Here is a 25,916-nt window from a genome sequence, read left to right on the forward strand (position 1 = left end):
AACCACGACAAGGAATGCTGCATGAGCCTCTGGAAAACCCAACCCGATATCGACCAGCTCAACGCCCGCCAGAAAGGCACCATCGGCGAAGTGCTGGATATTCGCTTCGAAGGCTTCACCGACGACTCCCTGAGCGCCAGCATGGTCGTCGACCAGCGCACCCACCAGCCGTTCGGCCTGCTGCACGGCGGCGCCTCGGTGGTGCTGGCCGAGAGCGTCGGCTCCATGGCCAGCTACCTGTGCATCGACACCACGCGCTTCTATTGCGTGGGCCTGGAGATCAACGCCAACCACCTGCGCGGTGTGCGCAGCGGGCGCGTCACGGCCACTGCCCGGCCCGTGCACATTGGCCGAAGCACCCATGTGTGGGACATCCGCCTGAGCACCGAAGACGGCAAGCTCAACTGCATCTCGCGCCTGACCATCGCCGTCATCGCGCTGGGCGACAACCCACCGGCGACCTGATATTTCTACCAGTTGTTGCCCATGCCCTGCCTTGCTAGCGTGCCCCCAGGACCCATCGGGGGCGCGAACAGGAGTTTGGCGATGAACACACCGGATCCGGAAATGGCAGGCTCGGCCTACTTCTACGACATCGTGCGCCAGGTCGAGCGTGCCCAGGCGCTGGATTTTGCCGAGTACAACGTGCTCAAGGACAGTGCCGAGGCCAAGCTCGACGAGTTGATGCGACGCCTGGAGGGGCTGCGCGAGCTCAGGCAATTGCGCGAGACGGGCCGCCTGATGGGGCATCAGTTGCAGGCCACCTGCCTGGCACTGCGCCGGGCCGAACTGAGCCGCGAGCACAAGCGCAAGGCACGTGATGCGCTCGAGTACCAGTTGCTGTACCTGCAGGCCTGCCTGCGCCGTTCGATCGCCAGCTTCGACGCGAATTGACCTGATCGTCGTGCTCCCTGGCCTGTACGGATGTTGCCGGGTGTTGCCGTGGCGGGGAAAATGGCCCGATTCCCCTTCGCGGACAGGCGACCATGACGCAGCAGATCTTCTTCGCCCATGCCAACGGCTTCCCCTCGGCCACCTACGGCAAGCTGTTCGCTGCGCTGGCCCCCGATTATCACGTCACCCACCTGCCGCAGCACGCGCACGACCCGCGCTTTCCGGTCAACGACAACTGGCAGAACCTGGTCGATGAACTGATCCATCACCTGGAGCAGCAGCCCGAGCCGGTGTGGGGGGTAGGGCACTCGCTGGGCGGGGTGCTGCACCTGCACGCGGCGATGCGCTGCCCGCAGTACTACCGTGGGGTGGTGATGCTCGATTCGCCGGTGCTGACCCGAGCCGACGAGTGGCTGATCCAGCTGGCCAAGCGCTTTGGCTTCATTGACCGCATCACCCCGGCCGGCCGCACCCTGGGACGCCGCGAGGCGTTCGCCGACCGCGAGAGCGCCCGGGCCTACTTCACCGGCAAGGCGCTGTTTCGCCAGTTCGACCCCGACTGCTTCGAGGCTTATCTGGAACATGGCCTGCAGGACGAGGGCGAGCAGTTGCGCCTGCGCTTCGACCCGGCCACCGAGATCAGCATCTATCGCAGCCTGCCCCACGTAAGCCCCGGCCCGGCCCGCCAGCTGACGCTGCCGCTGGCGATGGTGCGTGGCAGCCAGAGCCGCGTGGTACGCCGCCACCACGCGTATGCCGTGCGCAGCATGCCCAGGGGCGAGTTCCACAGCCTGCCGGGTGGGCACATGTTTCCGCTGGAGCGCCCGCATGACACCGCGAGCCTGATCAAGGGCCTGTTCGATCGCTGGCAGGAAGCGGTGCAATGAGTGGCGTGGAGGAAGTGCGCCTGAACCTGGGGCACATCGAACTGGCAGCGCACCTGTTCGGCCCGCAGCAGGGCATCCCGGTTATCGCCCTGCATGGCTGGCTCGACAACGCCAACACCTTCGCGCGCCTGGCGCCCCGGCTGCATGGGCTGCGCATCGTGGCGCTGGACCTGGCCGGGCATGGCTATTCAGACCATCGGCCGGTGGGCGCCGGCTACGCGCTGTGGGACTACGCCCACGACGTACTGCGGGTAGCCGAGCAACTGGGCTGGCAACGGTTTGCCCTGCTCGGGCACTCGCTGGGGGCGATCATCTCGGTGATCCTGGCCGGTGCCTTGCCCGAGCGGGTCACCCGCCTGGCGCTGATCGACGGGGTGATCCCGCCCGGCGCCGGCCCCCAGGACACGGCCGAGCGCATGGGCATGGCCTTGCAGGCGCAGTTGCGCCAGGGCGGCAAGGGCAAGACCGTCTACCCGACCCTGGAGCTGGCGGTGCAGGCGCGCATGCAGGGCATGGTCGCGGTCACCCGCGAGGCCGCCGAGCTGCTGGCCCAGCGCGGCCTGATGCCGGTGCCGGGTGGCTACACCTGGCGCAGCGACAGCCGCCTGACCCTGCCGTCGCCGCTGCGCATGAGCGAAGAACAGGCGCTGACCTTCGTGCGCCGCATCGCCTGTCCGACCCAACTGGTGGTGGCCGCCGACGGCATGCTGGCGCGCAACACCCCCCTGCTCGAGCAGCTACCCTTCAAGCTGGAACAGCTGCCGGGCGGGCATCACCTGCACCTGAACGACGAGTCGGGCGCCAGCCTTGTTGCAGACTGTTTCAATCGCTTCTTTGCCATTTCTTGACTTGCGGCGGGCAACTGTCGAGGCTTGGCGGGTTGAACAGGGAGACAACCATGACCAAGCGCGACACCGTTGCACCTTTTTTCGCCATCGAGGCCCTTAGCGCCATGGCCCGCCAATGAGTATTTCGCGTCTGATTCGAACAGGCCTTGCCGGCCTGGCCGTGCTTGCCAGCACACCACTGATGGCCGATCAACTGCCGATTCCGGTGGATGCCAAGGTAGTGGGCCAGACCAGTGCGCAGGAACTGGAGCAGGAACAGGAGCGGGTGTACCCCCTCGGTTCGCTGCGCAAGATCAGCAATGTGGTACGCATGGAGGGCAAGGTCGAGGGCCGCGGCAAGGTCAGCTATGCCACCTACCAGCTGCCGGCCGAGCGCAGTGCCAACGAAGCCTTTACCGCCGCCCGCGAAGCCTTGCAGACCGCAGGTGGCTATCCGCTGTTCTGGTGCCAGGGGCAGGACTGCGGTGAAAGCAGCCTGTGGTCGGCGCAGCTGGCCGGGCGATTCAACCTGACCGGTGCCGACAATCAGCAGGCGTTCATTCTGTTGCGCCGCTCCGGCGCCTCCAGCGACACCCTGGTTGCGCTGTACAGCATCACCAAGGGCAATCGGCGCGCGTACCTGCATGTCGAGGAGTTCGTGGCCAACGCACCGCTGGGCGAGGTGTTGCCCACGCCGGCCACCGTGCAGCGCGAACTGCTGAGCACCGGCAAGCTCGACTATGCCGACCTCAAGGGCGAACCGCAGCCGGCCTGGGTCAACCTGCTGTCGCGCAGCCTCAACCTGAACAGTACCTTGCGCGTGACCCTGACCGGCGCCCAGGCCGAGGCCTGGCGCGAGCAACTGGTCAAGGCCGGGGTGCGCGCAGCACGGCTTGAAGTGGGGACGCAGCCGGCTGCCGGGCTGCATGTCGAACTGATCCGCTGACCGGGGCCGCTATGCTCAACAACGATCGCCTGCTGGTACAGATCATCCTTATCGGCCTGCTGGGGGCCGGTCTGTGGGTCATGGCCCCGTTCATTTCCGCGCTGCTGTGGGGGGCGATCCTGGCCTATGCCAGCTGGCCGCTGATGCGCCTGCTCACGCGCGTGCTCGGCGGGCGCGAAACCCTCGCGGCGAGTGTACTGACGGGCGTGTGGATGCTGCTGGTGGCATTGCCGCTGGTGTGGCTGGGCTTCAACCTGGCCGACCATATTCGTGATGCCACCGCGTTCGTGCGCGACGTGCAGGTCGACGGCCTGCCCGATGCGCCGGCCTGGCTGGGCGGCATACCCTTCGTGGGGGAGCGCCTGGTCGGCTTCTGGGACACCCTCGACCAGCAGGGCGCGGCCATGCTGGCGGCGATCAAGCCACACCTGGGGCAGGTGGGCAACTGGTTGCTGGCCCGCAGTGCGCAGATCGGCGGCGGGATTCTCGAACTGACCCTGAGCCTGGTGTTCGTGTTCTTCTTCTACCGTGACGGGCCGCGGCTGTCGGCCTTCGTGCTGCGCCTGCTGAACCGCCTGATCGGCGAGCGCGCCGAATACTACCTGGACCTGGTGGCTGGCACCGTGCAACGGGTGGTCAACGGCGTGATCGGCACCGCAGCGGCGCAAGCCCTGCTGGCGCTGATCGGCTTCCTGATCGCCGGGGTGCCGGGCGCGCTGGTGCTGGGCCTGGTGACCTTCCTGCTCAGCCTGATCCCCATGGGGCCGCCGCTGGCCTGGGTGCCGGCCACCGCATGGCTGGCGTGGCAGGGCCAGTACGGCATGGCGGTGTTCCTGGGGATCTGGGGCACGTTCATCATCAGTGGCGTGGACAACGTGCTCAAGCCCTACCTGATCAGCCGGGGCGGCAACCTGCCGCTGGTGATCGTGCTGCTGGGGGTGTTTGGCGGGTTGCTGGCGTTCGGCTTCATCGGCCTGTTCATCGGCCCCACGCTGCTGGCAGTGGCCTACAGCCTGCTGCTGGACTGGACCCGCAGCGAGCCGCAGCACCCGCCGCGGGCCTGATCGCACCGGCCTGGCTGGCCGGGCCGCCCTTGCCAGGCGCCGGCCCTGCCGGCCAGCGGGGCGCCCCAGCCATGCCGACTTGCTCTCTTTACGCATTCTTTATACCCAACCCTCGCTAGCCCTCTCGCCCCTTTACGCCCCCCCTCCCGACAATCACCGTCAGCGGCACCGTGCCGCGGGACGGAGATTCTTCATGAGCATTTTGGACGGGGTGTCACTGCTGCTGGCAGTGGCGTTGTTTGTGTACCTGATGGCCGCGCTGCTGCGCGCCGATCGCGGTTAGGAGCAGCCATGCACAGTTACGATTACGCATTGCTGCTGGCCTTTTTCGCCCTGGTGCTGCTGCCGGCGCCCTGGCTGGGCCGCTTCTACTACAAGGTGATGGAAGGCCAGCGCACCTGGCTGAGCCCGCTGCTGGGGCCGGTGGAGCGGGGCTGCTACCGGCTGGCCGGGGTCGACCCCGCCACCGAGCAGAGCTGGAAGGCGTACGCCCTGGCGCTGCTTGCCTTCAACCTTGCAGGCTTCGGGCTGCTGTTTGCCGTATTGCTGCTGCAAGGGCACCTGCCGCTGAACCCGCAGCACCTGCCCAGCCAGGAGTGGTCGCTGGCGTTCAACACCGCCGTCAGCTTCATGACCAACACCAACTGGCAGTCCTACAGCGGCGAAGCCTCGCTCAGCTACCTGAGCCAGATGCTCGGCCTCACCGTGCAGAACTTCGTCAGCGCCGCCACCGGCCTTGCCGTGCTGGTCGCGCTGTGTCGTGGCATTGCTCGACGCTCGGCCAGCACCCTGGGCAACTTCTGGGTCGACATGACCCGCGCCACCCTCTACGGGCTGCTGCCGCTGTGCCTGCTGCTGGCGCTGCTGCTGGTATGGCAGGGCGTGCCGCAGACCTTCACCGATTATGTGCATGCACTGACCCTGCAGGGCGCCGACCAGGTGATCCCGCTGGGCCCGGCTGCCAGCCAGATCGCGATCAAGCAGCTGGGCACCAACGGCGGCGGCTTTTTCGGGGTGAACTCGGCGCACCCGTTCGAGAACCCCAGCGCCTGGAGCAACCTGTTCGAGGTGGCCTCGATCATCCTGATTCCGGTGGCCCTGGTGTTCACCTTCGGCCACTACGTCAAGGACCTGCGCCAGAGCCGCGCGATCATCGCCTGCATGCTTGCGCTGTTCGTGATCGGCGGCGCCACCGCGCTGTGGTCGGAGTACCAGCCCAACCCCACCCTGAACAGCCCGCTGGTGGAGCAGACCGCGCCGCTGGAAGGCAAGGAGAGCCGCTTCGGCACCACCGCCAGCGTGCTCTGGAGCGTGACCACCACCGCGGCCTCCAACGGCTCGGTGAACAACATGCACGACAGCCTCAACCCGCTCAGCGGCATGGTCGCGCTGGTCAACATGATGGTCGGCGAGGTGATTTTCGGCGGCGTCGGCGCCGGGCTCTACGGCATGCTGCTCAACGTGCTGATCGCGGTGTTCCTGGCCGGGCTGATGATCGGTCGTACCCCTGAATACCTGGGCAAGAAGCTGCAGGCCCGCGAGGTGCAACTACTGGTCGCCACGCTGCTGGTGATGCCGGTGGGCGTGTTGGTGCTCGGCGCGCTGGCCACCAGCCTGCCGGGGCCTGCCGCCGCGGTCAGCAACCCGGGCCCGCACGGCTTCAGCCAGTTGCTTTACGCCTACACCTCGGCCAGTGCCAATAACGGCTCGGCGTTTGCCGGGCTGGGCGCCAACACCACCTTCCACAACCTGATGATCGGCCTGGGTATGTTGATCGGGCGCTTCGGCTACATCCTGCCGGTGCTGGCCCTGGCCGGCAGCCTGGCGCTGAAGAAGAGCGCACCGGTGGGCCAGAACAGCTTCCCGACCCATGGCCCGCTGTTCGTCACGCTGTTGCTGGTGACCATCCTGCTGATCGGTGGCCTGACCTTCCTGCCGGCCCTGGCCCTGGGCCCGGTTGCTGAATACCTGAGCCTGGGCTTGTGAGGAGCCGACCATGAACCTGCCTGTTTCCGAAGTGAAGGCGGCCCCGTCCGCCACTGCCCGCACCACCTTCGCCGCGCTCTGGCGTCCGGCCCTGGTGCAGGCATTCGTCAAGCTCGACCCGCGCCAGCTCAAGCGCGCCCCGGTGATGCTGGTGGTGGAACTGACCGCTATCTTCACCACCCTGTTGTGCCTGCTGCCCAGCGACGTACCCACCGGCGTATCGGTGCAGATCGCCGTGTGGCTGTGGTTCACCGTGCTGTTCGCCAACTTCGCCGAGGCCCTGGCCGAAGGCCGTGGCAAGGCCCGCGCCGACAGCCTCAAGGCCGGCAGCCAGGGCCTGAGCGCGCGGCGGCGCATGGCCTCGGGCGAGTTCGAGGTGGTGCCGGCCAGTGACCTGCGCAAAGGCGATGTGGTGCGTGTGGATGCCGGGGAGATGATCCCGGGTGACGGCGAGGTGATCGAAGGGATCGCCGCGGTCAACGAGGCGGCAATCACCGGCGAGTCCGCACCGGTGATCCGCGAGTCTGGCGGCGACCGCTCTGCGGTCACCGGCAACACCCGGCTGGTGTCCGACTGGCTGCTGGTGCAGATCACCAGCAACCCGGGCGAGTCGACCCTGGACCGCATGATCGCCCTGGTCGAGGGCGCCAAACGCCAGAAGACGCCCAACGAGGTGGCCCTGGACATCCTGCTGATCGGCCTGACGCTGATCTTCCTGGTGGTAGTGGTCACGCTGCAGCCCTTCGCGCACTTTGCCGGTGGCAGCATCCCGATGGTGTTTCTGGTGGCCTTGCTGGTGACCCTGATCCCCACCACCATCGGCGGCCTGCTGTCGGCCATCGGCATCGCCGGCATGGACCGCCTGGTGCGGCTCAACGTGATTGCCCGTTCGGGGCGTGCAGTGGAAGCGGCCGGCGACGTGCACGTGCTGCTGCTGGACAAGACCGGCACCATCACCTTCGGCAACCGCCGTTGCAGTGCGGTGCACGCCGCCCCCGGCATCACTGCCCGCGAGTTGGGCGAGGGCGCCTTGCTGGCCTCGCTGGCCGACGACACCGCCGAAGGCAAGTCGATCGTCGACTACCTGCGCCAGTTGCATGACTTCACCCCACCCGACGCTGCACACCTGGTGCCGGTGGCCTTCAGCGCCGAAACCCGCCTGTCGGGCGTCGACTTCGGCGCCCAGCGCTACCGCAAGGGCGCGGTGGATTCGGTACTGGCGTTCGTCGGCATGCAGCGCCTGGACCTGCCGGCCGCCCTGGCCCGTGAAGTCGACCGCATTGCCCAGAGCGGCGGTACACCGTTGCTGGTGTGCGTGGACAAGCGCCTGCTGGGCGTTATCCACCTCAAGGACGTGGTCAAGCCCGGCATTCGCGAGCGCTTCGCCGAGCTGCGCAAACTGGGCATTCGCACCGTGATGGTGACCGGCGACAACCCGCTGACCGCCGCGGCGATTGCCGCCGAGGCCGGGGTCGACGACGTGCTGGCCGAGGCCACGCCGGAGAAGAAGCTGGCACGCATTCGCCAGGAACAGAACGACGGGCGCCTGGTAGCCATGTGCGGCGACGGTGCCAACGACGCCCCGGCGCTGGCCCAGGCGGATGTCGGCATGGCCATGAATGACGGCACCCAGGCGGCCCGCGAGGCGGCCAACATGGTCGACCTGGACAGCGACCCGACCAAGTTGCTGGATGTGGTACAGGTGGGCAAGGAGCTGCTGGTGACCCGTGGCGCGCTCACCACCTTTTCCATTGCCAACGACGTGGCCAAGTACTTCGCCATCCTGCCGGCGCTGTTCGCTGCGATCTACCCGCAGCTGGGCGTGCTCAACCTGATGCAACTGGCCAGCCCGCAGAGCGCCATCGTCTCGGCGATCGTGTTCAACGCGCTGATCATCGTGGTGCTGATCCCGCTGGCGCTGCGCGGGGTACGGGTGCAGGCCGCCAGCGCTGCCCACCTGCTGCGGCGTAACCTGCTGATCTACGGTCTGGGCGGGCTGCTGGTGCCGTTCGTGGGGATCAAGCTGATCGATCTGGCGCTCAATGCGCTGCACCTTGTGTGAACTGGGAGATGAACATGACGACGCTAGTACGCCCGGCCCTGAGCCTGATTGTGCTAATGACCCTGATCACCGGCGCGGTGTACCCGCTGGTGGTCACCGGAGTCGCCCAGGTGGCGTTCCCCGAGCAGGCCAACGGCAGCCTGCTGCGCGACGACAGTGGCCAGGTGCGCGGCTCTCGCCTGCTGGCCCAGCCGTTCAGTGGCGCGGGCTGGTTCCAGCCGCGGCCCTCGGCGGCCGACTATGCCACGGTGTCCAGCGGTGCCAGCAACCTGGCGCCGAGCAACCCGGCGTTGGCCAAACGCGTGGGCGAGCAGGCCCAGGCGCTGTATGTGCCGGCACAAGGCCCGGTGCCGCTGGCGCTGCTGACCACCTCCGGCAGCGGCCTGGACCCGCACCTGCCGCCAGCAGCCGTGGCCTATCAGCTGGCGCGGGTGGCAGCGGCGCGGCAATTGCCGCTGCCCACCTTGCAAGCCCTGGTGGAGCAGTCCACCCTGCACCCACTGGTGGGGCCGCCGGTGGTCAATATCCTGGCCCTGAATGCGGCCCTCGACCAGCTCGCACCTGCTTCGAAATAAGGACGTGTGTCGACCATGAGTGATTCTGAACGCGCCGATGCGTTGTTGGCCGAGTTGCCGCGCGAGGGGCGAGGCCGGCTCAAGGTGTTCCTGGGCGCAGCGCCCGGCGTAGGCAAGACCTACGCCATGCTGCAGGCGGCCCATGCGCAGTTGCGCCAGGGGGTGAGGGTGCTGGCGGGCATCGTCGAAACCCATGGGCGCAGCGAAACCGAGGCGCTGCTGGGCGGTTTGCCGCAACAGCCGCTGGTGCGCTCCGAGTACCGTGGCGTGCAGTTGGAGGAAATGGACCTGGACGGCCTGCTCAAGGCCGCCCCGCAACTGGCGCTGGTGGACGAGCTGGCCCACAGCAACGCACCCGGCAGCCGCCACGCCAAGCGTTGGCAGGACGTGCAGGAGCTGCTGTCGGCCGGTATCGACGTGTACACCACGGTCAACGTGCAGCACCTGGAAAGCCTCAATGACCATGTGCGCGGCATCACCGGCGTGCAGGTGCGCGAAACGCTGCCCGACTGGGTGCTGCAGGAAGCCTTCGAACTGGTGCTGATCGACCTGCCGCCGCGCGAGCTGCTCGAACGCCTGCGCGACGGCAAGGTGTACGTGCCGGAGCAGGCGCGGGCGGCGATCGATGCGTTCTTCACCCAGACCAACCTGACGGCCCTGCGCGAGCTGGCGATGCAGACCGCCGCCGCCCAGGTCGATGCGGACCTCGCCCACGGCTACCGCAGCCTGGGCCAGGATGCGCCGGCGCTGCGTGGGCGCCTGCTGGTGGGGGTGGATGGCGATGCCCAGGCCGAGCGCCTGGTACGTCATGCCAGCCGCGTGGCACAGCGCCGCCACCTGCCCTGGAGCCTGGTGCACGTGGACAACGGCCGCCTGCGCGACGAAACCGCACGCCAGCGCCTGCAGGCCGCCCAGCAGCTGGCCGAGCGGCTGGGCGGCGAAGTGGTGGTGCTGCGCGCCGGCGAGGTGGCCAACACCTTGATCCAGCATGCGCTGGAGCGGCGTGCGAGCCTGGTGCTGGTGGGCCAGTCGCGTGATCGGCTGCGTCGGCGCTGGTTCGGTGCCGGTGTGGCGGCGCGCCTGTTGCGCGAGGCCCACGGGCTGGAAATCAACGTGCTCGACCGCGACGCACAGCCAGAACCGGTCAGCGCGCCGGTGGCGCGAGCCTGGGCCTGGCGCCACTACCTGCTGGCGCTGCTTGCCACCGTGCTGGCCAGTGCACTGGCCTGGGGCGTGGCCGGGGTGCTGGCGCTGCCCAACATCTCGCTGGTGTTTCTGGCAGCAGTGCTGCTGGTGGCGGTGCGCAGCAGCTTGGGCCCGGCGCTGGTGTGCGCCGCGCTGTCGTTTCTGGCCTACGATTTTCTGTTCATACCGCCGAATTTCTCGCTGAGCATCCAGCGCGAGGAGGACGTGCTGACCCTGGTGTTCTTTCTGCTGATGGCCGCCCTGACCGGCAACCTGGCGGCGCGCCAGCGGCGTCAGTTGCAGGCGCTGCGCGAAACCCAGGAGCAGACCGGCCAATTGCTGGACCTGACCCGCCGGCTGACCGCAGCCACCGACCGCCAGGCGGTGTTCAATGCCGCCAGCCACCACCTGGAGGGCTGGACGGACGTGCAGATGTGCCTGCTCGAACGCGATGCCGAAGGTCGCCTGCAGGTGGCCAGCGGCGGTGCCCTGCAGTTCAACGACACCGAGCGGGCGGCCGCCGACTGGGCCTGGCAGCATGACCAGGCCGCCGGCCTTGGCAGCGACACCTTGCCCAACGGGCGCTGGTGGTGGTGGCCGCTGTCGGTGGAGGAAGGCCCGCTGGCCCTGCTGGGCGTACGCCCGCGCGAGGGCCAGGTGCTGACGGCCCAGCGCCGGCGCCTGCTCAAGGCCCTCAGCCAGCCATTGGCCCAGGCCCTGGCCCGGGCGCGGCTGGCCGATCAGCTGGAGGCGGCGCGCCTGCACGGCGAAACCGAACAGTTGCGCAGTGCCTTGCTGGCCTCGGTGTCCCACGACCTGCGCACCCCGTTGACTGCCATGCGCGGCAGCATCGACAGCCTGCTGGCACTGGGTGAGGCAATCAGTCAGCACGACCGTCGCGAGCTGCTCGAAGGCACCCGCGACGAGGCCGAGCGCCTGGACCGATACATCCAGAACCTGCTCGACATGACCCGCCTGGGGCATGGCGGGCTCAAGCTCGCGCGGGACTGGGTGGCGCCGACCGACATCGTCGGCAGCGCCCTGAGCCGCCTGCGCGTGGTGCTGGCCCCGTTGCAGTTGCGCACCGAGGTGCCGGCAGAGCTGCCGCTGCTGTTCGTGCATGCCGCACTGATCGAGCAGGCCCTGATCAATGTGCTGGAGAACGCGGCGCGCTTCTCGCCGGCCCACGGGCGCCTCGAACTGCGGGTGAGTGTGGAAGGCGAGCAGCTGTGCCTGGCCGTCGCCGACGAGGGCCCGGGGATTGCGCCGCAGGACCGGGCGCGCATCTTCGACATGTTCTACACCGCTGCGCGCGGGGACCGGGGCGGGCAGGGCACGGGGCTGGGGCTGGCGATCTGCCAGGGCATGATCGGCGCCCATGGCGGGCAGATCCGTGTAGAGGACGGCATCGATGGCCGTGGCACCTGCATCACACTATGCTTGCCGCTTCCGGCCCAACCTGAACTGGACAGCGAGACCCCATGAGCCAGACCGCGACCGTGCTGGTCATCGACGACGAACCGCAGATCCGCAAGTTCCTGCGCATCAGCCTTGGCTCGCAGGGCTACAAGGTGCTGGAGGCGGGCACCGGTGCCGAGGGCCTGAGCCAGGCGGCGCTGGGTCGGCCGGAGCTGGTGGTGCTCGACCTGGGGTTGCCCGACATGGACGGGCAGCAGGTGTTGCGCGAACTGCGCGAATGGAGCCAGGTGCCGGTGCTGGTCTTGTCGGTGCGGGCCAGCGAAGTGCAGAAGGTCGAGGCGCTGGACGGCGGGGCCAATGACTACGTGACCAAGCCGTTCGGCATCCAGGAGTTTCTGGCGCGGGTGCGCGCATTGCTGCGCCAGGTGCCCCAGGCGGTGGCCGAAGAGTCGGCACCGCGCTTCGGCCCGTTGACCGTGGACCTTGCCTACCGGCGCGTGACGCTGGCGGGCGAGGAGGTGGCGCTGACCCGCAAGGAGTATGCGTTGCTGGCGCAACTGGCGCGTCACCCGGGGCGGGTGATCACCCAGCAGCAGTTGCTCAAGGATATCTGGGGCCCCACCCATGTGGAGGACAGCCACTACCTGCGCATCGTGGTGGCGCATGTGCGGCAGAAACTGGGGGACGACCCGACGGCGCCGCGGTTCATCGTGACCGAGCCGGGGGTGGGGTATCGGTTGATCGGGCCGGAGCAGGCTTGAGGGCCTCTTCGCCGGCCTAGCGCCTTTCGGCCTCATAGTTGTCCAGCGTATCGCGTGCAATCTCGCGTCCCAGCGCGATCAGCTCCGGCGCCTTGTAGAACTCGAAGAACCGGCACACCCGCTTGGGCACGTTGATCAGTACATCCGGCGGGTAGCCGGCGATCTTGTACTGCGCCAGCGACGTCTGCATCACCTCGAAGCTCTGGTTGATCAGGTCCAGCAGCGAAGCCGGGCCCACGTTGTCGACAATGAACGAGCCGGCCGCCGATTTCGGCGCGCCGTCAGTCTCGGGCGCCGCCGAGGGCTGCTGCGCCTCGGGCTCGGCCGCATCGCTGAGCCACGGGTTGGGCGCCGCCTGCTCGATGCGGATCAGCCCTTCGGCGGCCTTGCGCCGGAACGGCAGGTGCGAGCCCAGCGAGTTGATCAGGTTGTCGAAGCGCAACTTGAACGCCGCCGGCCGCTCGATCACCGGCAACTGGTAATGCTTCTGGTTGGTGGAGTTGAGGTTCACCGCCACGATCAGGTCGCAGTGGCTGGACACCACCGGGATGATCGGCAACGGGTTGAGGATGCCGCCATCGACCAGCATGCGGTTGCCCTGCACCACGGGGGTGAACAGGCTGGGGATCGCCGCCGAGGCGCGCATGGCCTGGTGCAGGCAGCCTTCCTGGAACCAGATCTCCTGCTGGTTGGTGAGGTCGGCCGCCACTGCGGTGTAGGGGATGCGCAGGTTCTCTATGTTGACCTCGCCGACGATCTTGCGGATCTGCCCGAACACCTTCTCGCCGCGAATCGCGCCCAGCCTGAAACTCACGTCCACCAGGCGCAGCACATCCAGGTAATCCAGGCTCTCGATCCAGCGTCGGTATTCGTCGAGCTTGCCGGCGGCGTAGATGCCGCCGATCACCGCGCCCATCGAACAGCCGGCAATGCAGGCGATGTCGTAGCCGCGCCGCTCCAGCTCCTCGATCACGCCGATGTGTGCATACCCTCGGGCGCCCCCCGACCCCAGCACCAGTGCTACGCGTTTGCTCATGGTCGTTCCTTGCGGCTGTTCTGCTCGTGGGCCTAACAATGCACCCATTCAGGGCTGTGCTTCAATCGTGACAAGCGCTGGGCTACGCTGAGCAGGGCACTTTTCAGCGTGCGTGCCGTCGAAGTGCCACCCCGAACATTTTCCTTTTGAGGTAACACCGATGAAAGCCTGGATCTGCCTGCCCCTGATTGCCCTGGTACTGAGCGGCTGCGCCGGCAAGACGGCGTACCGGGACAGCTGCGCCAATCAGCTGGATTCGGCCTGGAAGGAGCTGGACCTGGCCAAGGCCGAGGGCTTCGCCGGCACGGTCAGCTATTCCAAGGCCCTGTCGCTGCTGACCGGCGCCAAGACCCAGCAGCAGTTCGAAGCCTTCGAAGGCTGCAGCAACAAGGCCGAGAAGGCACGCTTCTACATCCGTGAATCGCGCGCCGGGCGCTGAGGGAGGACCAGGCCATGTCGGCAATGCTCGACCATGTGATCGCCCAGGTGCTGACCCTGCACGTGCGCCTGCTGGCCTGCCAGGCGCGCCTGGCGGCCAATACCGACAGTGAGGCGCTGCATGACCTGCGTACCAGCGTGCGTCGCCTGCGCAGCCTGCTGCGGCCCCTGCGCGGGCTGCCGGGGGTGGACAAGCTGGAGGATGCTGCCGCCGAGCTGGGGCGCCTGACCACGCCGCTGCGCGATCGCGAGGTGCTGGCCGCGCAGTTGCTCGAACGCGGGCTGCCCGAGGTGGCCCGCCAGCAGCTTGGCGACCCGGCCCGCACCTTTGCCCGGGTGGCGGCCAGCGCCGAGCTTGCGCGGCTGCTGGCGATCATCGATGCCTTCCCGATGTTCCTGCGCGCGGCCCAGCGCCAGGGCCTGGTACGCCGCCTGGAGGCGCGGGTGGGCAAGCGCCTGCACAAGCAGTGGCGCAACCTGCAGGCGGCCATGAACGACCCGGCGCACGACCGCCACCGCCTGCGCCTGCTGATCAAGCGGGTGCGTTATGGCGCCGAGGCCTATCCACAGCTCGAACGCCTGCGCCCGGCCCTGCGCCGCGGGCTCAAGCGCGCCCAGGGCGATCTGGGCGACTGGCACGACCTGTTGCAGTGGCTGTTGCAGGCCGAGCAGCAGCCTGGCCTGGCGCCCTGCGTGGCGCACTGGCAGATGCAACAGGCGGCGGCCGAACAACGTGCCGACCGCACGCTGGAGACGCTGCTGAGCGAAATCCAACGTCGATAAGTCGCGTGTTTGGCGCAAATGCGGCCTGTGCGCGGCGCGGCGGCTGGTTAACATCGCCACATTTGCCCACTGGTCGAGGTCCCGATGAATTTTTCCCAACTGCTCACCGCCGTGCGCCTGCAGCCCCAGGCGGTGACCATCCCGGCCGAATGGGCCCAGGGGCGTGCCTGTTTCGGCGGGCTGATGGCGGCGCTGGTGTACGAGGCCATGCACGCCAAGGTCGCCCCGGACCGTCCGGTGCGCTCGCTGGCCATCACCTTCGTAGGGCCGGCCGAGCCTGGGGTGCCGATCAGTTTCGAGGTGGAGCTGTTGCGTGACGGCAAGGCGGTCAGTTCGCTGCTGGGGCGCGCGGTACAGAATGGCCAGGTGGTGACCCTGGTACAGGGCAGTTTCGGTGCCGGGCGCGATTCGGTGGTGCAGGTGTCAGGGCTGGCGCCGGTGCCGATGAAAAGCCTTGCCGAGTCCAGCCCCGAGTTGCCCTTCATCAAGGGCGTGACCCCCGAGTTCATTCGCCACCTGGCCATGCGCTGGGGCATTGGCGGCTTGCCGTTCAGCGGTAGCCGGTCACGCGAAATGGGCGGCTGGGTGCGCCTGCGCGGTGAGGATGTGGTCGAGGAGCCGGTGACCGAAGCCCACCTGCTGGCGCTGGTCGATGCCTGGCCACCGGCGTTGATGCCGCACCTGAGCAAGCCCGCTGCCGGCAGCACCCTGACCTGGACCATCGAGTTCGTGCAGCCGGTGGCCAGCCTGACCACCTTGGACTGGTGCCAGTACTGCGCCCAGATCGACTATGCGCGTGACGGCTATGGCCATGTGGCGGCCGCCTTGTGGAACGGAGCCGGTGATTTGCTTGCCATCAGCCGCCAGACGGTGACCGTGTTCGCCTGAATCACTGGCGCTGGCGCTCCACCGCCACACCGGCCAGCAGGCCGATGACGCCGACGGCCAGGGTGCCCAGGTCGGCGTCGAGCGCGCCGCTCAAGACCAGCAGCGCGCCGATGGCCAGCAGCGGCAGTGCAATCAGCTGCAGCGCGATGTTGGTGGGGGTACGAGGGGCGTGATGCCAGTGGGGCAGGTGAAACAGGTGCTTGTTCATCACGGTTCTCCTCAAGGTGCAAAACGGATAACCCAAGCGTAGTTTGGCCCCCGCCAGGGGGCCAATTGCGCGCGGCTATCGGGTTTATAGCTTGAGTTGACCGATGGCCTTGTTCAGCTCGCCGGCCAGGGTGGCCAGTTCGCTGCTGGTGGTGGCCGAGTCGACGGTCTGCTGCACGGTCTCTTCGGTCACGTCGCGGATGCTCACCACTGCGCGGTTCATCTCTTCGGCCACCTGGCTCTGCTGTTCGGCCGCCACGGCGATCTGGGTATTGCTCTCGCGCATCTGCGCCACCGCGCCGGTGATCTCCGCCAGAGCCTCGCCGGCTTCCTGGGCCTGCTTGACGCAGTCGTCGGCCTTGAACGAGCTCTCGGTCATGAACTCCACCGCATCGCGGGTGCCGGCCTGCAGGGCAGAGACCATGGTGGTGATTTCATCGGTGGAGCTCTGCACGCGCTTGGCCAGGTTGCGCACCTCGTCCGCCACCACCGCGAAACCGCGGCCCAGGTCGCCGGCACGGGCCGCCTCGATCGCCGCGTTGAGGGCCAGCAGGTTGGTCTGTTCGGCGATGCTGTGAATCACCCCGACCACGCTGTTGATCTTCTGGCTGTCCTCGGCCAGTTGACGAATCATCTCGGCTGTCTGCTGCACGCCGGTGGAGAGCCCCGAGATCGACGACTGCACGCGGCTGACCACGTCCTTGCCGCTGCCGGCCAGGGTGTCGGCGCTTTGCGACAGGTCGCGTGTGGCGCCGGCATGCTGGGCGATGTGGTAGACGGTGGCGGTCATTTCGTTGATGGCGGTGGCGGCCTGGTCGGTTTCGCTCTGCTGGCCGAGCATGCCGTGGCGCACCTCGTTCATGCTGGCGGCCAGGCGCGCGGCGCCGGCATCCAGCTGCGCGGCGGTTCGCGCCACGGTGTTGACCACGCGGTGGTAGGTGGTCTGCATGGCGTTGAAGGCGCTGGCCATCTGGCCGATCTCGTCGCCGCAGGACAGCGGCACCCGTGCCGACAGGTCACCGGTCTTCTCGACGTGCAGCATCACGTCCTTGAGGATGTTGAGCTGGCTGAGCAGGAAGCGGATCAGCAACTGCGAGGCGCACAGCATGGCCAGCATCAGGATCAGTACGCACACCGCATAGTTGACGAAGCGGTCGGTGAACACCTGCGCCATGCTCGGGGCCTGGGCCAGTACCGCGATCTGCTGGCCATCGCGCTGGATGACCTGCGCGCCGATCAGCGGGTCGCTGCCCAGCAGCGGCATGCCGTTCAGCTCGACCCAGCCCTGGGCAGTGGCCAGGGCCGGCAACGCCTGGCCATCGAAGGTGGGCGCCTGCCCGGGTGTGAAGCTGACCCAGGTGGCGTTCTGCGGCAAGGCCTGGCCGGCGGGCCAGGCGGCCAGCAGGCGGGCTTCGGATTGCACCCGGGCCTGGGCCGTCTCGGCCCTGGCGCGGGTTTCCAGGTGCACCGCATACAGCACCACGAACAGGGTTGTGACGAAGGCGACTGCGTTCACCGCCCAGAACTTGTACTTCAGTGAGATATTGCTGAGCCAGGCACCCATGGATAGGTCTTCTCTGATTGAGCGGAAACAATTTGGCAAGGTGCCATCAGTGTGCCAGCCAATTCAAAGACAAATCTTGATATGCGTCAAACTATGTCGGGGAGCCCGAAGAAGCGCCGGGCGCAGTCGCTGGTGTGCGCAGCCACCTGCTCGGGTGTCTCGCCCCGGTGCAGGGCCACTTCGCGCAGCACTTCGGGCAGGTAGGCCGGTTCGTTTCGACCGCTTTTGGGTTTGGGGCGCAGGGTCCGGGGCAGCAGGTAGGGGGCGTCGCTCTCCAGCATCAGGCGGCCAGTGGGGATGCTGGCAACCAGCGGGTGCAGGTGGGTACCGCGACGTTCGTCGCAGATCCAGCCGGTGATGCCGATGTGCAGGTCCAGGTCCAGGTAGCTGAACAGGGCGCTGCGCTCGCCGGTAAAGCAGTGCACCACGGCGGCGGGCAGGCGGTCGCGGTAGTCCTTGAGAATCTGCAACAGGCGTTCGTTGGCATCACGCTCGTGCAGAAACACCGGCATCTGCAGCTGCACCGCCAGCGCCAGTTGTTCTTCCAGGGCCTTTTCCTGTTGCGGGCGCGGCGAGAAGTCGCGGTTGAAGTCCAGCCCGCATTCACCCACCGCGTGCACCCGTGGCTGTTCGAGCAGCGCGCGCAGATGGCGCGCGGTGTCGCTGTTCCAGCTGCTGGCATCGTGGGGGTGTACACCGGCCGTGCTGAACAGGCGCCGGGCCTGCGGGTCGAGTTGCTCGCACAGGTGTAGCGCGGCTTCGCTGCCGGCCAGGCTGGTACCGGTCACCAGCATCTGATGCACCCCGGCGGCCTCGGCACGCTGCAAGATGGCCTCGTGCTTGCCGTCGAAACTTGGGTTGGTCAGATTGACGCCGATGTCGATGAGTTGCATGGTGCTACCTCAGGTTGTGCGGCAAAAGCGCTTGGCAGCGCCGAAAAATACCAATAACGCCAAGAACTTCAAGAAGTTGTCGCGGTCTTTTGCGGTCAATTGTCACGGACCGACCGCTCATTATGGCGTCAAATACTCAATCGCGGCCCTTTGCCGGAGACCGGATGACGCGATCACTTTGGCTTTTTTTGCTGTGTGTGGGCCTGCTGTGCGCCGGCCCGGCCCACGCACGCCTGCCCGGCCCGCAGCAGGCGGTGCCTGCGGCCAAGGTGCGCGACCTGGCGCAGATCCGTGAAAGCCGGGTGTTGCGCGTGCTGGTCAACCAGAGCCGCAACAGCTCCGGCGAGGTCAAGGGCCAGCCGGTGGGCATCGAATACCATCGGTTGATCGCCTTCGAGCACTATCTCAACGGGCGTGCCCGTGACGGTCAGCAGATCCGCCTGAAGATCATCCCCAAGGCCAAGGACCAGTTGATCGGCGCATTGCAGCGTGGCGAGGGCGATCTGGTGGCGCCCGGCGAGCTGATCGATTTGAGTTCCACCCGCGGGGTGATGGCCAGCGACCCGGTGCTGGAGAATGTGCCGCTGGTGCTGGTGGGGCGCAAGGGCGAACGGACCTACCAGCGCGTCGAGCAGCTTGCCGGCCGCACCGTGACCCTGACCAGTTCGAGTGCGGCAGGCGATACCCTCCACGAAATCAACCAGCGCCTGGCCCTGCGCAAGCTGGCGCCGCTCAAGGTGGAATGGGCGGACCCCAGCCTTGCGGTGGAGGATGTGCTGGAAATGGTGCAGGCCGGCATCTTCCACCTGACCGTGGTCGAACAGCCGATTGCCCGGCGCTGGGCGCAGGTGATGCCCAAGCTGCTGGTGCAGCGCAAGGTGCAGTTGGCCCAGCCCGAGGCGATGCATTGGTACGTGCGCCGCGACGCGGCGATGCTGCACGCCAGTGTCGATCGCTTCCTCAAGGGGTATCACGCCCCGGCCGATCAGGATGTGGCGTTCGAGCGTATCTACCGGCGCCTGTACAAGGTGCATTACCCGCTGGCCCAGGCCAACCGCCAGCGCCTGGAAAAACTGCGGCCGGTGCTGCAGCGTCACGCCCAGGCCCAGAACCTGGATTGGCTGAACCTGGCGGCACTGGCGTTCAAGGAGTCGGCCCTCGACCCGGCGGCCAGGGGCGCAGGTGGCGCCCATGGGCTGATGCAGATCACCCCCGGTGCGGCGCAGCGGGTGGGGATCAGCGATATCGCCAATGTCGATGGCAATGTACAGGCCAGCGCGCGCTACCTGGCACTGATCCGGCGCAAGTTCTTTTCCAGCAACCAGCTCAACGAACGCGAGCGCATGGCGTTCGTGCTGGCCGGCTACAACCTGGGGCCGGAGCGGGTTCAGGCCATGCGGGCCGAGGCGCGGCGACGCGGCCTGAACCCCAACCAGTGGTTCTTTCAGGTAGAGCGTGTGGCGCTCGAGCAGGTGGGAATGGGGCCGGTCAGCTATGTTAATAGCGTCAACAAGTACTTTCTGGCATTCGACCGCGAACGCGACGCGCTGGAAGCCCGGGGACGAAAAGTGGCCTCACGCAAGTAATCGAAAATTACGATTTGTATGTGCAGATAATCGCGATTTTAACATTTGAAAATATGATTAAGATGGCGACCTCTACCACACACCTGCATCGCTTAAGGAAGACAGCATGAACGCCATCAACTCCGTATTGTTCACCCGCGCCGGCTGGGGCATTACCGTACTGCGCATCTTCATCGGCATCATCTTCATGGCCCATGGCTCGCAGAAGCTGTTCGGCCTGTTTGGTGGCGGCGGGCTGGCAGGCACCGCGCAGTACATGGAAAGCCTGGGGCTGACCCCGCCGACACTGATGGCGGCGCTGTCCGGTGGGGCCGAGTTCTTCGGCGGGCTGGCACTGGTCATCGGCCTGCTGGCACGCCCGGCGGCCCTGGCGCTGGTGGGGTTGCTGCTGGTGGCGATTTTCTCGGTGCACATCGGCAACGGTCTGTTCATGGCCAACAACGGCTATGAGTTCGCCCTGGCGCTGCTGGGTGGCGCGATTGCGGTACTGGTGGAAGGGGCGGGTAGGGCGTCGGTGGACCGCATGATCGCCAAGTGAGCCTTGGCGTTGTGGCAAAAAAAGGGCCTGCATTGCAAGCCCTTTTTTGTGCCCGACCCGGCTGCTTGCTTCTGCGGCAACGCAGGCGCCTTCAGGGGCACCGACAGGTGCAGGAACCGGCGTCGCCGTCGAATGCGAGAAACTCGCTTGTTTTTCCGGCGTCCGGGTCGTTTATCAGACGATGGCATTGTTGACAGCCGGGCCGGCGCTTCTCTAGGATGCTGGCTTGCGCCGATTTAAACAGCTACTTGCGGGGCGCAGGAAGACCACCAGCAGGTCGTCCGAATACCGCTAAAGCGCTGGTTCGGTGACGCCTCGCACCGCAGCCCAGCGGGATCTGCGAGGCACAGAGAAGTACACCATGAGTTGCCCACGTACCAGCGTTTGCCTCACCCCTCTCCCTACCAGCCAGGCGACTCGCACGCCGCGCATTCTGCTGAGCGGCAAACACCAGCCGACCCTGCTGCGCTACCTCGATGGCTGGCCCCGCCCCAAAGGCCGTGCCACGGCGTTCCTGATCCAGTTCGCCGACTCCTGCGAAACCCTCGCCCGGTTCGGCAACGACCGTTTCGACCTGGCCGTGGTGCAGGCGCCCTCGAGGGCCGATGCCGCCGAAGTGATCCACCACCTGACCCGCGTCGCCCGCCAGGGCTTGATCACCCGCGCCTGATCGCTCAGGGGTACTCGATCTCGACGATGTACACCGTCTGTTCGCCAGTCGGTGTCTGCACCCGCACTTCAGCGTCCAGCGCCTTGCCGATCAGGGCGCGGGCCAGGGGCGAATCGATGCTGATCAGGCCCAGTTTCAAGTCCAGCTCGTCGGGCCCGACGATGCGGTAGCGCGATTGTTCGCCGTCTTCGTTCTCGACCGTGACCCAGGCCCCGAAGTACACCTTGTTCGGGTCGCTGGGCCGTTCGCTCACCACTTTCAGGTTTTCCAGGCGCTTGGTCAGGAAGCGCACGCGGCTGTCGATTTCGCGCAGCATCTTCTTGCCGTAGGTGTACTCGGCGTTTTCCGAACGGTCACCTTGCGCTGCTGCCTCACTGACCGACTGGGTCACCTGGGGCCTGCGCACATGCCACAGTTCATGCAGCTCGGCGCGCATGCGCGCCTCGCCCTGTGGGGTGATCAGTGCGGTGCCGGCAGTGCGGGGCGGGCGGTATCGGCTCATGGGCTTCCAGGCTCGGGTAGGTAGCCGCCGAGTCTATCAGCCCTCGCGAAGCACTGTCAGCGGGCTGGCATTGAGCGCCCGGCGCGTGCCGAATACCCCCGCACCCCCCACCAGCAACGCACCGATCACCGGCAACAGCAGCAGCCACGGGTGCGGGCTCCAGTGCAGGTCGAATGCGTAGCGGTACAGCAGCAGGCTGATCAGTTCGGTGCCCAGCGCCGCGAGCAGGCCGCTGGCGGCGCCCAGCAGGCCGAACTCGATGCGCCGGGCCTTGACCAGCAGGCTGCGGCTGGCGCCCAGTGCCCGCAGCAGCGCACCCTGGTGGATGCGCTCGTCCAGGGTGGCCTGCAGCCCGGCGAACAACACGGCCAGGCCCGCCGCCAGCACGAACAGCAGCACATACTGTACCGCCAGGGTCACCTGGGCCAGGATGCTGCGCAACTGCTCCAGCAGCGCATCGACCTGCAGGATGGTGGCTGCCGGGAACGCTCGCGACAGGGCCACCACCTGCTGGTCGTGGCCTGGGGCCAGGTAGAAGCTGGTGAGATAGGTGGTCGGCAGGTCCTGCAGGGTGCCGGGCTGGAAGATCATGTAGAAGTTGGGCTGGAAGCTGTCCCAGTTGACCGTGCGCAGGCTGCTGACCTGTACCTGGCGCTCCAGGCCACCGATGCTGAAGGTCAGGGTGTCGCCCAGCTTGAGCTTGAGGCTCTCGGCCAGCTGCGCCTCCACCGACACGCCGGGCAAGGCATCGGCAGCCGGTTGCGCCTGCCACCACTGGCCGGCGCTCAAGGTGTTGCCCTGGGGCAGGTCGGCGGCCCAGGTCAGGCTCAGGTCGCGCTGGACGGCGCGGTCACCGGTGGATTCCTTGCTGACGATCTCGCGCACCGGCTCGCCATTGATGAGCGTCAGGCGCCCGGGAATCACCGGGAACAACGGCGCGGCATGGACCGAGAATTCGTTCAGGCGCTGGGCGAAGGTGTCCTTGTCGTCCGGCAGGATGTTGAGCACGAAATAGTTGGGAGCATCCTTGGGCAGCTGGTTCTGCCAGGTGTCGAGCAGCTCGGTGCGCAGCAGGGCGATCAGGGCCATGGCCAGCAGGATCATGCCGAAGGCCAGCGACTGGCCTGCCGCCGCCAGCGGATGCTTGAGCAGTTGCCCCAGGCCCAGGCGCCAGGCCAGCGGGGCGCCGGCCAGCAGCCGACGCAGGCTGCGCAGGCCGAGCAGCAGCAGACCGCCCAGTACCAGCGCGGCCACCAGACCGCCGCCGAGCAGGGCGAAGGTCAGCAGCAGGTCCAGGCTCAGGCGCCACATGATGAGGCCCAGGGCCAACAGCGCTGCGCCATACACCAGCCAGCTGCTTGCCGGCACCGGCAGCAGGTCGCGGCGCAGTACCCGCAGCGGCGGCACCCGGCCCAGCGCTGCCAATGGCGGCAGGGCGAAGCCGGCCAGCGCCACCAGCCCGGTGGCGATCCCGGCCAGGGCCGGGGCGATGCCACCTGGCGGCACCTGCGAAGGCAGCAGGCCCTGCAGCAGGGCGAACAGGCCCAGTTGCGCCAGCCAGCCGAGCAGTGCGCCCCCCAGGGCTGCCACGCTGCCCAAAATCGCCAGTTGCAGGCAGAACAGGCTCAGCGCCTGGCGTCGGGACAGGCCCAGGCAGCGCAGCAGGGCGCTGGCATCGAAGCGGCGCATGGCAAAACGGCTGGCCGACAGCGCCACGGCCACGCCGGCCAGCAGCACCGCCACCAGGCTGGCCATGTTCAGGTAGCGTTCGGCCTTGCCCAGTGCACCGCCGATCTGCTGGTTGCCGTCACGCGAGTCGCGCAGTTGCTGGTGGGCGGCAAGACCCGCCTTGGTAGCCTGGGTGTAGCTTGCCAGGGCCTGGGGCTCGCCGCGCCACAGGTCGCGGTAGGTGACCCGGCTGCCGGGCTGCACCACGCCGGTGGCATCCAGGTCGGCGAGGTTCATCAGCACCCGCGGGGTGAGGCTGTAGAAGTTGCCGGCGCGGTCCGGCTCATAGGTCAGCACGCGGCTCAGGCGCAGGGTCTTCATGCCCACGTCGACGCTGTCACCGATCTTGAGGTTCAGCGCCGCCAGCAGGCGCGACTCGACCCATGCTTCGCCCGGCGCCGGACCACCGCCGGCCACCTCCGGCCCGTAGGCCTCGGCGGCACTGCGCAGCTCCCCGCGCAGCGGGTAACCCGTGCCGGCAGCCTTGACACTGGAGAGCTGGATGCCGTTGTCGGTGGCGATCACGCTGGAGAACTCGACCACTTTCGCATGGGCCAGGCCCAGCTGCTCGCCGTTGCGGATCTGTTCCGGGGTGGCCGGGGCGCTGCCCTGCAGCACCAGGTCGGCGCCAAGGAACTCGGTGGCACGCAGCAGCATGGCGCCGTTCAGGCGGGCGCCGAAGTAGCCGATGGCGGTGCTGGCGGCCACGGCCACCAGCAGGGCGAAGAACAGCACGCGCAGTTCGCCGGCGCGTGCATCGCGCATCAGTTGACGCAACGCCAGGCTCGGCAGGCGCAGAAACGACAGGTGTGCCATCTAGGGCTCCAGCGGGGTGACCAGGTGGCCGGCTTCCAGGCGAATCAGCCGGCCGCAGCGGTGCGCCAGGCGTTCATCGTGGGTGACCAGGACGAGGGTGGTGCCGCGTTCCTTGTTCAGTTCGAACAGCAGGTCGCTGATGCGTTCACCGGTGTGGCTGTCGAGGTTGCCGGTGGGCTCGTCGGCGAACAGCACCGCAGGCTCGGCGGCAAAGGCGCGGGCAATTGCCACCCGCTGCTGCTCGCCGCCGGACAACTGGCGTGGCGAATGGCTCAGGCGCTGGCCCAGGCCGACCCGTTCGAGCAGGCTGCGGGCGTGTTCGCGGGCATCGCGGCGTCCGTCCAGCTCCAGGGGCAGCATCACGTTCTCAAGGGCATTGAGGCTGTCGAGCAGCTGGAACGACTGGAACACGAAGCCGACATGCTCGGCGCGGACCTGGGCGCGCTGGTCTTCGTCGAGCGGGCCCAGGTCGTGCCCGGCCAGTGTCACCGAGCCTGCACTGGGCAGGTCGAGGCCGGCCAGCAGGCCGAGCAGGGTGGACTTGCCCGAGCCGGAGGCGCCGACAATGGCCAGGCTGTCGCCCTGTTTCAATTCCAGGCTCAGTTCGTGCAGGATGGTCAGGTCGCCTTCCGCGCTGGGGACCACTTTGCTAAGGTTGCGCGCAGTCAAGATGCTGGGGCCCATGGAGAATCCAATGCGAGTGTGGTTATTGAGTGCAGGCCTGGCCTTGCTGTGCATGGCCCAGGGCGCATCGGCAGGAACGGTGTTGATCGTTGGGGATAGTATCAGTGCCGCTTTTGGCCTGGATACCCGTCAGGGGTGGGTTGCCCTGCTCGAACAGCGGCTCAAGGCCGAGGGTTTCGATGACAAGGTGGTCAATGCCTCGATCAGTGGTGACACCAGTGCCGGGGGCCAGGCGCGGCTGCCTGCGCTGCTTGCAGAGCACAAGCCCAGCCTGGTGGTGGTGGAGCTGGGCGGCAATGACGGGCTGCGCGGGCAGGCACCGGCGCAATTGCAACAAAATCTTGCCTCGATGATCGATCGCTCCCGTGATGCCGGTGCCAGGGTGCTGCTGCTGGGCATGCGCCTGCCACCCAACTATGGCAAGCGCTACACCGATGCGTTCGCACAGGTGTATGCCGATCTTGGCAAGGAAAAGGACGTGCCGCTGGTGCCGTTCTTTCTCGAAGGGGTAGGTGGCGTGCCCGAGCTGATGCAGGCCGATGGCATCCATCCGGGGCAGGGCGCCCAGGCGCAGTTGCTGGAAAATGCCTGGCCATCAATAAAACCGCTGCTTTGACGCTTTTATACTGATCGGCTTTCGGCTAATGTTGCGCCCCCGATTTGGAGCCCCCGATGCCGCGTCCCGCCTGGTCCCTGTATGCCTATCAATTGATCGAGCCTGACGAACAGCTTGACCTGTTCGCCTGCCAGGAGAGTCGCGTCCACCTGATCGCCCGCCAACTCGAACTGGGCGGCTCCGTCGACCGTACCCTGTGTGGCACCCTGTTGCCGGCGCAACCGCGCTGGTCGGGTGTGGAACGCAGCATCTACCGTGACCAGCGCCTGTGCCGCCTGTGCCGGGCGATCCTCGAGGCGCAGCGGCGCGGCACGCGTCCGGTATGGCCCGAGCTGCAGGCCTGACGTCGGATCTTTTACGT

At 67.3% G+C, this 25,916-nt stretch carries 27 protein-coding genes and 1 pseudogene; 20 read left to right on the forward strand and 8 right to left on the reverse strand.

The features are described from left to right. Positions 1-21: 21 nt before the first annotated feature. The 12 genes from CR917_RS10795 (at position 22) to CR917_RS10850 (ending at position 12,606) form a co-directional block, all read left to right on the forward strand. Positions 22-465 (forward strand): hotdog fold thioesterase, encoded by a 444-nt coding sequence (locus CR917_RS10795; protein WP_043863113.1) that lies wholly within the window; start codon positions 22-24, stop codon positions 463-465. Positions 466-546: 81 nt separating this feature from the next. Then, positions 547-894 (forward strand): hypothetical protein, encoded by a 348-nt coding sequence (locus tag CR917_RS10800; RefSeq protein ID WP_043863112.1) that lies wholly within the window; start codon positions 547-549, stop codon positions 892-894. A gap of 92 nt (positions 895-986) precedes the next feature. Further along, the gene (locus tag CR917_RS10805; RefSeq protein WP_054915681.1) at positions 987-1,781 is read left to right on the forward strand and encodes an alpha/beta fold hydrolase; all 795 of its coding nucleotides are present in this window, start codon (positions 987-989) and stop codon (positions 1,779-1,781) included. Then, positions 1,778-2,629 carry an alpha/beta hydrolase gene (locus CR917_RS10810; RefSeq protein WP_100634702.1) on the forward strand — a complete coding sequence of 284 codons (852 nt, stop codon included), beginning with the start codon at positions 1,778-1,780 and terminating at the stop codon, positions 2,627-2,629. Before CR917_RS10805 ends, CR917_RS10810 begins: the two co-directional genes overlap by 4 nt. Positions 2,630-2,744: 115 nt before the next feature. Then, positions 2,745-3,554, forward strand: coding sequence for a DUF4892 domain-containing protein (locus CR917_RS10815; RefSeq protein ID WP_043863109.1), 810 nt, complete (start codon positions 2,745-2,747; stop codon positions 3,552-3,554). Positions 3,555-3,565: 11 nt separating this feature from the next. Further along, positions 3,566-4,618, forward strand: a complete 1,053-nt coding sequence (locus CR917_RS10820) for an AI-2E family transporter (RefSeq protein ID WP_043863108.1) — start codon at positions 3,566-3,568, stop codon at positions 4,616-4,618. 193 nt (positions 4,619-4,811) lie between these two features. After that, a complete protein-coding gene (kdpF, locus tag CR917_RS10825) occupies positions 4,812-4,901 on the forward strand; it encodes a K(+)-transporting ATPase subunit F (RefSeq protein ID WP_043863107.1) in 90 nt (29 codons plus the stop codon). Positions 4,902-4,909: 8 nt separating this feature from the next. Beyond that, on the forward strand, positions 4,910-6,604 hold the full coding sequence (gene kdpA, locus CR917_RS10830) for a potassium-transporting ATPase subunit KdpA (protein WP_104572273.1): 1,695 nt from the start codon (positions 4,910-4,912) through the stop codon (positions 6,602-6,604). Positions 6,605-6,614: 10 nt separating this feature from the next. Then, complete coding sequence (kdpB, locus tag CR917_RS10835) at positions 6,615-8,666, forward strand: potassium-transporting ATPase subunit KdpB (protein ID WP_104572274.1); 2,052 nt, start codon at positions 6,615-6,617, stop codon at positions 8,664-8,666. Positions 8,667-8,680: 14 nt separating this feature from the next. Next, complete coding sequence (gene kdpC, locus CR917_RS10840) at positions 8,681-9,241, forward strand: potassium-transporting ATPase subunit KdpC (RefSeq protein WP_054915735.1); 561 nt, start codon at positions 8,681-8,683, stop codon at positions 9,239-9,241. Between the two features lie 15 nt (positions 9,242-9,256). Beyond that, entirely contained in the window at positions 9,257-11,911 is a 2,655-nt protein-coding gene (locus CR917_RS10845) for a sensor histidine kinase KdpD (RefSeq protein WP_043863104.1), read from the forward strand. Continuing rightward, positions 11,908-12,606 (forward strand): response regulator, encoded by a 699-nt coding sequence (locus CR917_RS10850; protein WP_043863103.1) that lies wholly within the window; start codon positions 11,908-11,910, stop codon positions 12,604-12,606. Before CR917_RS10845 ends, CR917_RS10850 begins: the two co-directional genes overlap by 4 nt. A 16-nt stretch (positions 12,607-12,622) precedes the next feature. Here the strand turns inward: CR917_RS10850 and CR917_RS10855 are convergent, their stop codons facing one another. Continuing rightward, positions 12,623-13,642 (reverse strand): patatin-like phospholipase family protein, encoded by a 1,020-nt coding sequence (locus CR917_RS10855; RefSeq protein WP_043863102.1) that lies wholly within the window; start codon positions 13,640-13,642, stop codon positions 12,623-12,625. Between the two features lie 160 nt (positions 13,643-13,802). Between CR917_RS10855 and CR917_RS10860 the strand changes: the two genes are divergently transcribed. From CR917_RS10860 to CR917_RS10870, 3 genes are all read left to right on the forward strand, one after another. Continuing rightward, positions 13,803-14,081, forward strand: coding sequence for a hypothetical protein (locus CR917_RS10860; protein WP_043863101.1), 279 nt, complete (start codon positions 13,803-13,805; stop codon positions 14,079-14,081). Positions 14,082-14,095: 14 nt separating this feature from the next. Beyond that, the gene (locus tag CR917_RS10865) at positions 14,096-14,863 is read left to right on the forward strand and encodes a CHAD domain-containing protein (protein WP_104572275.1); all 768 of its coding nucleotides are present in this window, start codon (positions 14,096-14,098) and stop codon (positions 14,861-14,863) included. 84 nt (positions 14,864-14,947) lie between these two features. Beyond that, the gene (locus tag CR917_RS10870) at positions 14,948-15,751 is read left to right on the forward strand and encodes an acyl-CoA thioesterase II (RefSeq protein ID WP_043863099.1); all 804 of its coding nucleotides are present in this window, start codon (positions 14,948-14,950) and stop codon (positions 15,749-15,751) included. Position 15,752: 1 nt separating this feature from the next. Here the strand turns inward: CR917_RS10870 and CR917_RS10875 are convergent, their stop codons facing one another. The 4 genes and pseudogenes from CR917_RS10875 to CR917_RS10885 all read right to left on the reverse strand — a co-directional run bounded on the left by CR917_RS10875 (position 15,753) and on the right by CR917_RS10885 (position 18,415). Further along, the gene (locus tag CR917_RS10875; protein WP_052504289.1) at positions 15,753-15,959 is read right to left on the reverse strand and encodes a hypothetical protein; all 207 of its coding nucleotides are present in this window, start codon (positions 15,957-15,959) and stop codon (positions 15,753-15,755) included. A gap of 84 nt (positions 15,960-16,043) precedes the next feature. Next, positions 16,044-16,592 (reverse strand): methyl-accepting chemotaxis protein, encoded by a 549-nt coding sequence (locus tag CR917_RS28055; RefSeq protein ID WP_371917320.1) that lies wholly within the window; start codon positions 16,590-16,592, stop codon positions 16,044-16,046. Positions 16,593-16,958: 366 nt separating this feature from the next. After that, a pseudogene (locus CR917_RS28060) lies at positions 16,959-17,522 on the reverse strand (methyl-accepting chemotaxis protein); the annotation flags it as partial. An 86-nt stretch (positions 17,523-17,608) separates the two neighbouring features. Beyond that, the gene (locus tag CR917_RS10885; RefSeq protein ID WP_043863097.1) at positions 17,609-18,415 is read right to left on the reverse strand and encodes a TatD family hydrolase; all 807 of its coding nucleotides are present in this window, start codon (positions 18,413-18,415) and stop codon (positions 17,609-17,611) included. A gap of 164 nt (positions 18,416-18,579) precedes the next feature. Between CR917_RS10885 and CR917_RS10890 the strand changes: the two genes are divergently transcribed. From CR917_RS10890 to CR917_RS10900, 3 genes are all read left to right on the forward strand, one after another. After that, positions 18,580-20,001: a transglycosylase SLT domain-containing protein gene (locus CR917_RS10890; RefSeq protein WP_043863096.1), complete on the forward strand. Its 1,422-nt coding sequence runs from the start codon at positions 18,580-18,582 to the stop codon at positions 19,999-20,001. Positions 20,002-20,107: 106 nt separating this feature from the next. After that, positions 20,108-20,539 carry a DoxX family protein gene (locus CR917_RS10895; protein ID WP_043863095.1) on the forward strand — a complete coding sequence of 144 codons (432 nt, stop codon included), beginning with the start codon at positions 20,108-20,110 and terminating at the stop codon, positions 20,537-20,539. 361 nt (positions 20,540-20,900) lie between these two features. After that, positions 20,901-21,209 (forward strand): hypothetical protein, encoded by a 309-nt coding sequence (locus tag CR917_RS10900; protein ID WP_100634712.1) that lies wholly within the window; start codon positions 20,901-20,903, stop codon positions 21,207-21,209. A gap of 4 nt (positions 21,210-21,213) precedes the next feature. Here CR917_RS10900 and greB read toward each other — a convergent pair whose 3' ends face one another. Genes greB through CR917_RS10915 form a run of 3 tightly spaced genes read right to left on the reverse strand, consistent with a single transcriptional unit; the run spans position 21,214 to position 24,939 of the window. Further along, positions 21,214-21,711, reverse strand: a complete 498-nt coding sequence (gene greB, locus CR917_RS10905) for a transcription elongation factor GreB (protein WP_043863093.1) — start codon at positions 21,709-21,711, stop codon at positions 21,214-21,216. A 36-nt stretch (positions 21,712-21,747) separates the two neighbouring features. Next, positions 21,748-24,255 carry an ABC transporter permease gene (locus CR917_RS10910; RefSeq protein WP_104572276.1) on the reverse strand — a complete coding sequence of 836 codons (2,508 nt, stop codon included), beginning with the start codon at positions 24,253-24,255 and terminating at the stop codon, positions 21,748-21,750. Beyond that, positions 24,256-24,939: an ABC transporter ATP-binding protein gene (locus tag CR917_RS10915; protein WP_043863091.1), complete on the reverse strand. Its 684-nt coding sequence runs from the start codon at positions 24,937-24,939 to the stop codon at positions 24,256-24,258. 10 nt (positions 24,940-24,949) lie between these two features. On the opposite strand from CR917_RS10915, the gene CR917_RS10920 reads away from it, so the two are divergent. Together CR917_RS10920 and CR917_RS10925 are read left to right on the forward strand one after the other, a co-directional pair. After that, positions 24,950-25,555 (forward strand): arylesterase, encoded by a 606-nt coding sequence (locus tag CR917_RS10920; protein WP_043863090.1) that lies wholly within the window; start codon positions 24,950-24,952, stop codon positions 25,553-25,555. 56 nt (positions 25,556-25,611) lie between these two features. Beyond that, a complete protein-coding gene (locus CR917_RS10925; RefSeq protein ID WP_043863089.1) occupies positions 25,612-25,899 on the forward strand; it encodes a hypothetical protein in 288 nt (95 codons plus the stop codon). Positions 25,900-25,916 lie beyond the last annotated feature (17 nt).

The organism is Pseudomonas sp. BRM28, from assembly GCF_002939405.1.
Lineage (GTDB): Bacteria > Pseudomonadota > Gammaproteobacteria > Pseudomonadales > Pseudomonadaceae > Aquipseudomonas > Aquipseudomonas palmensis.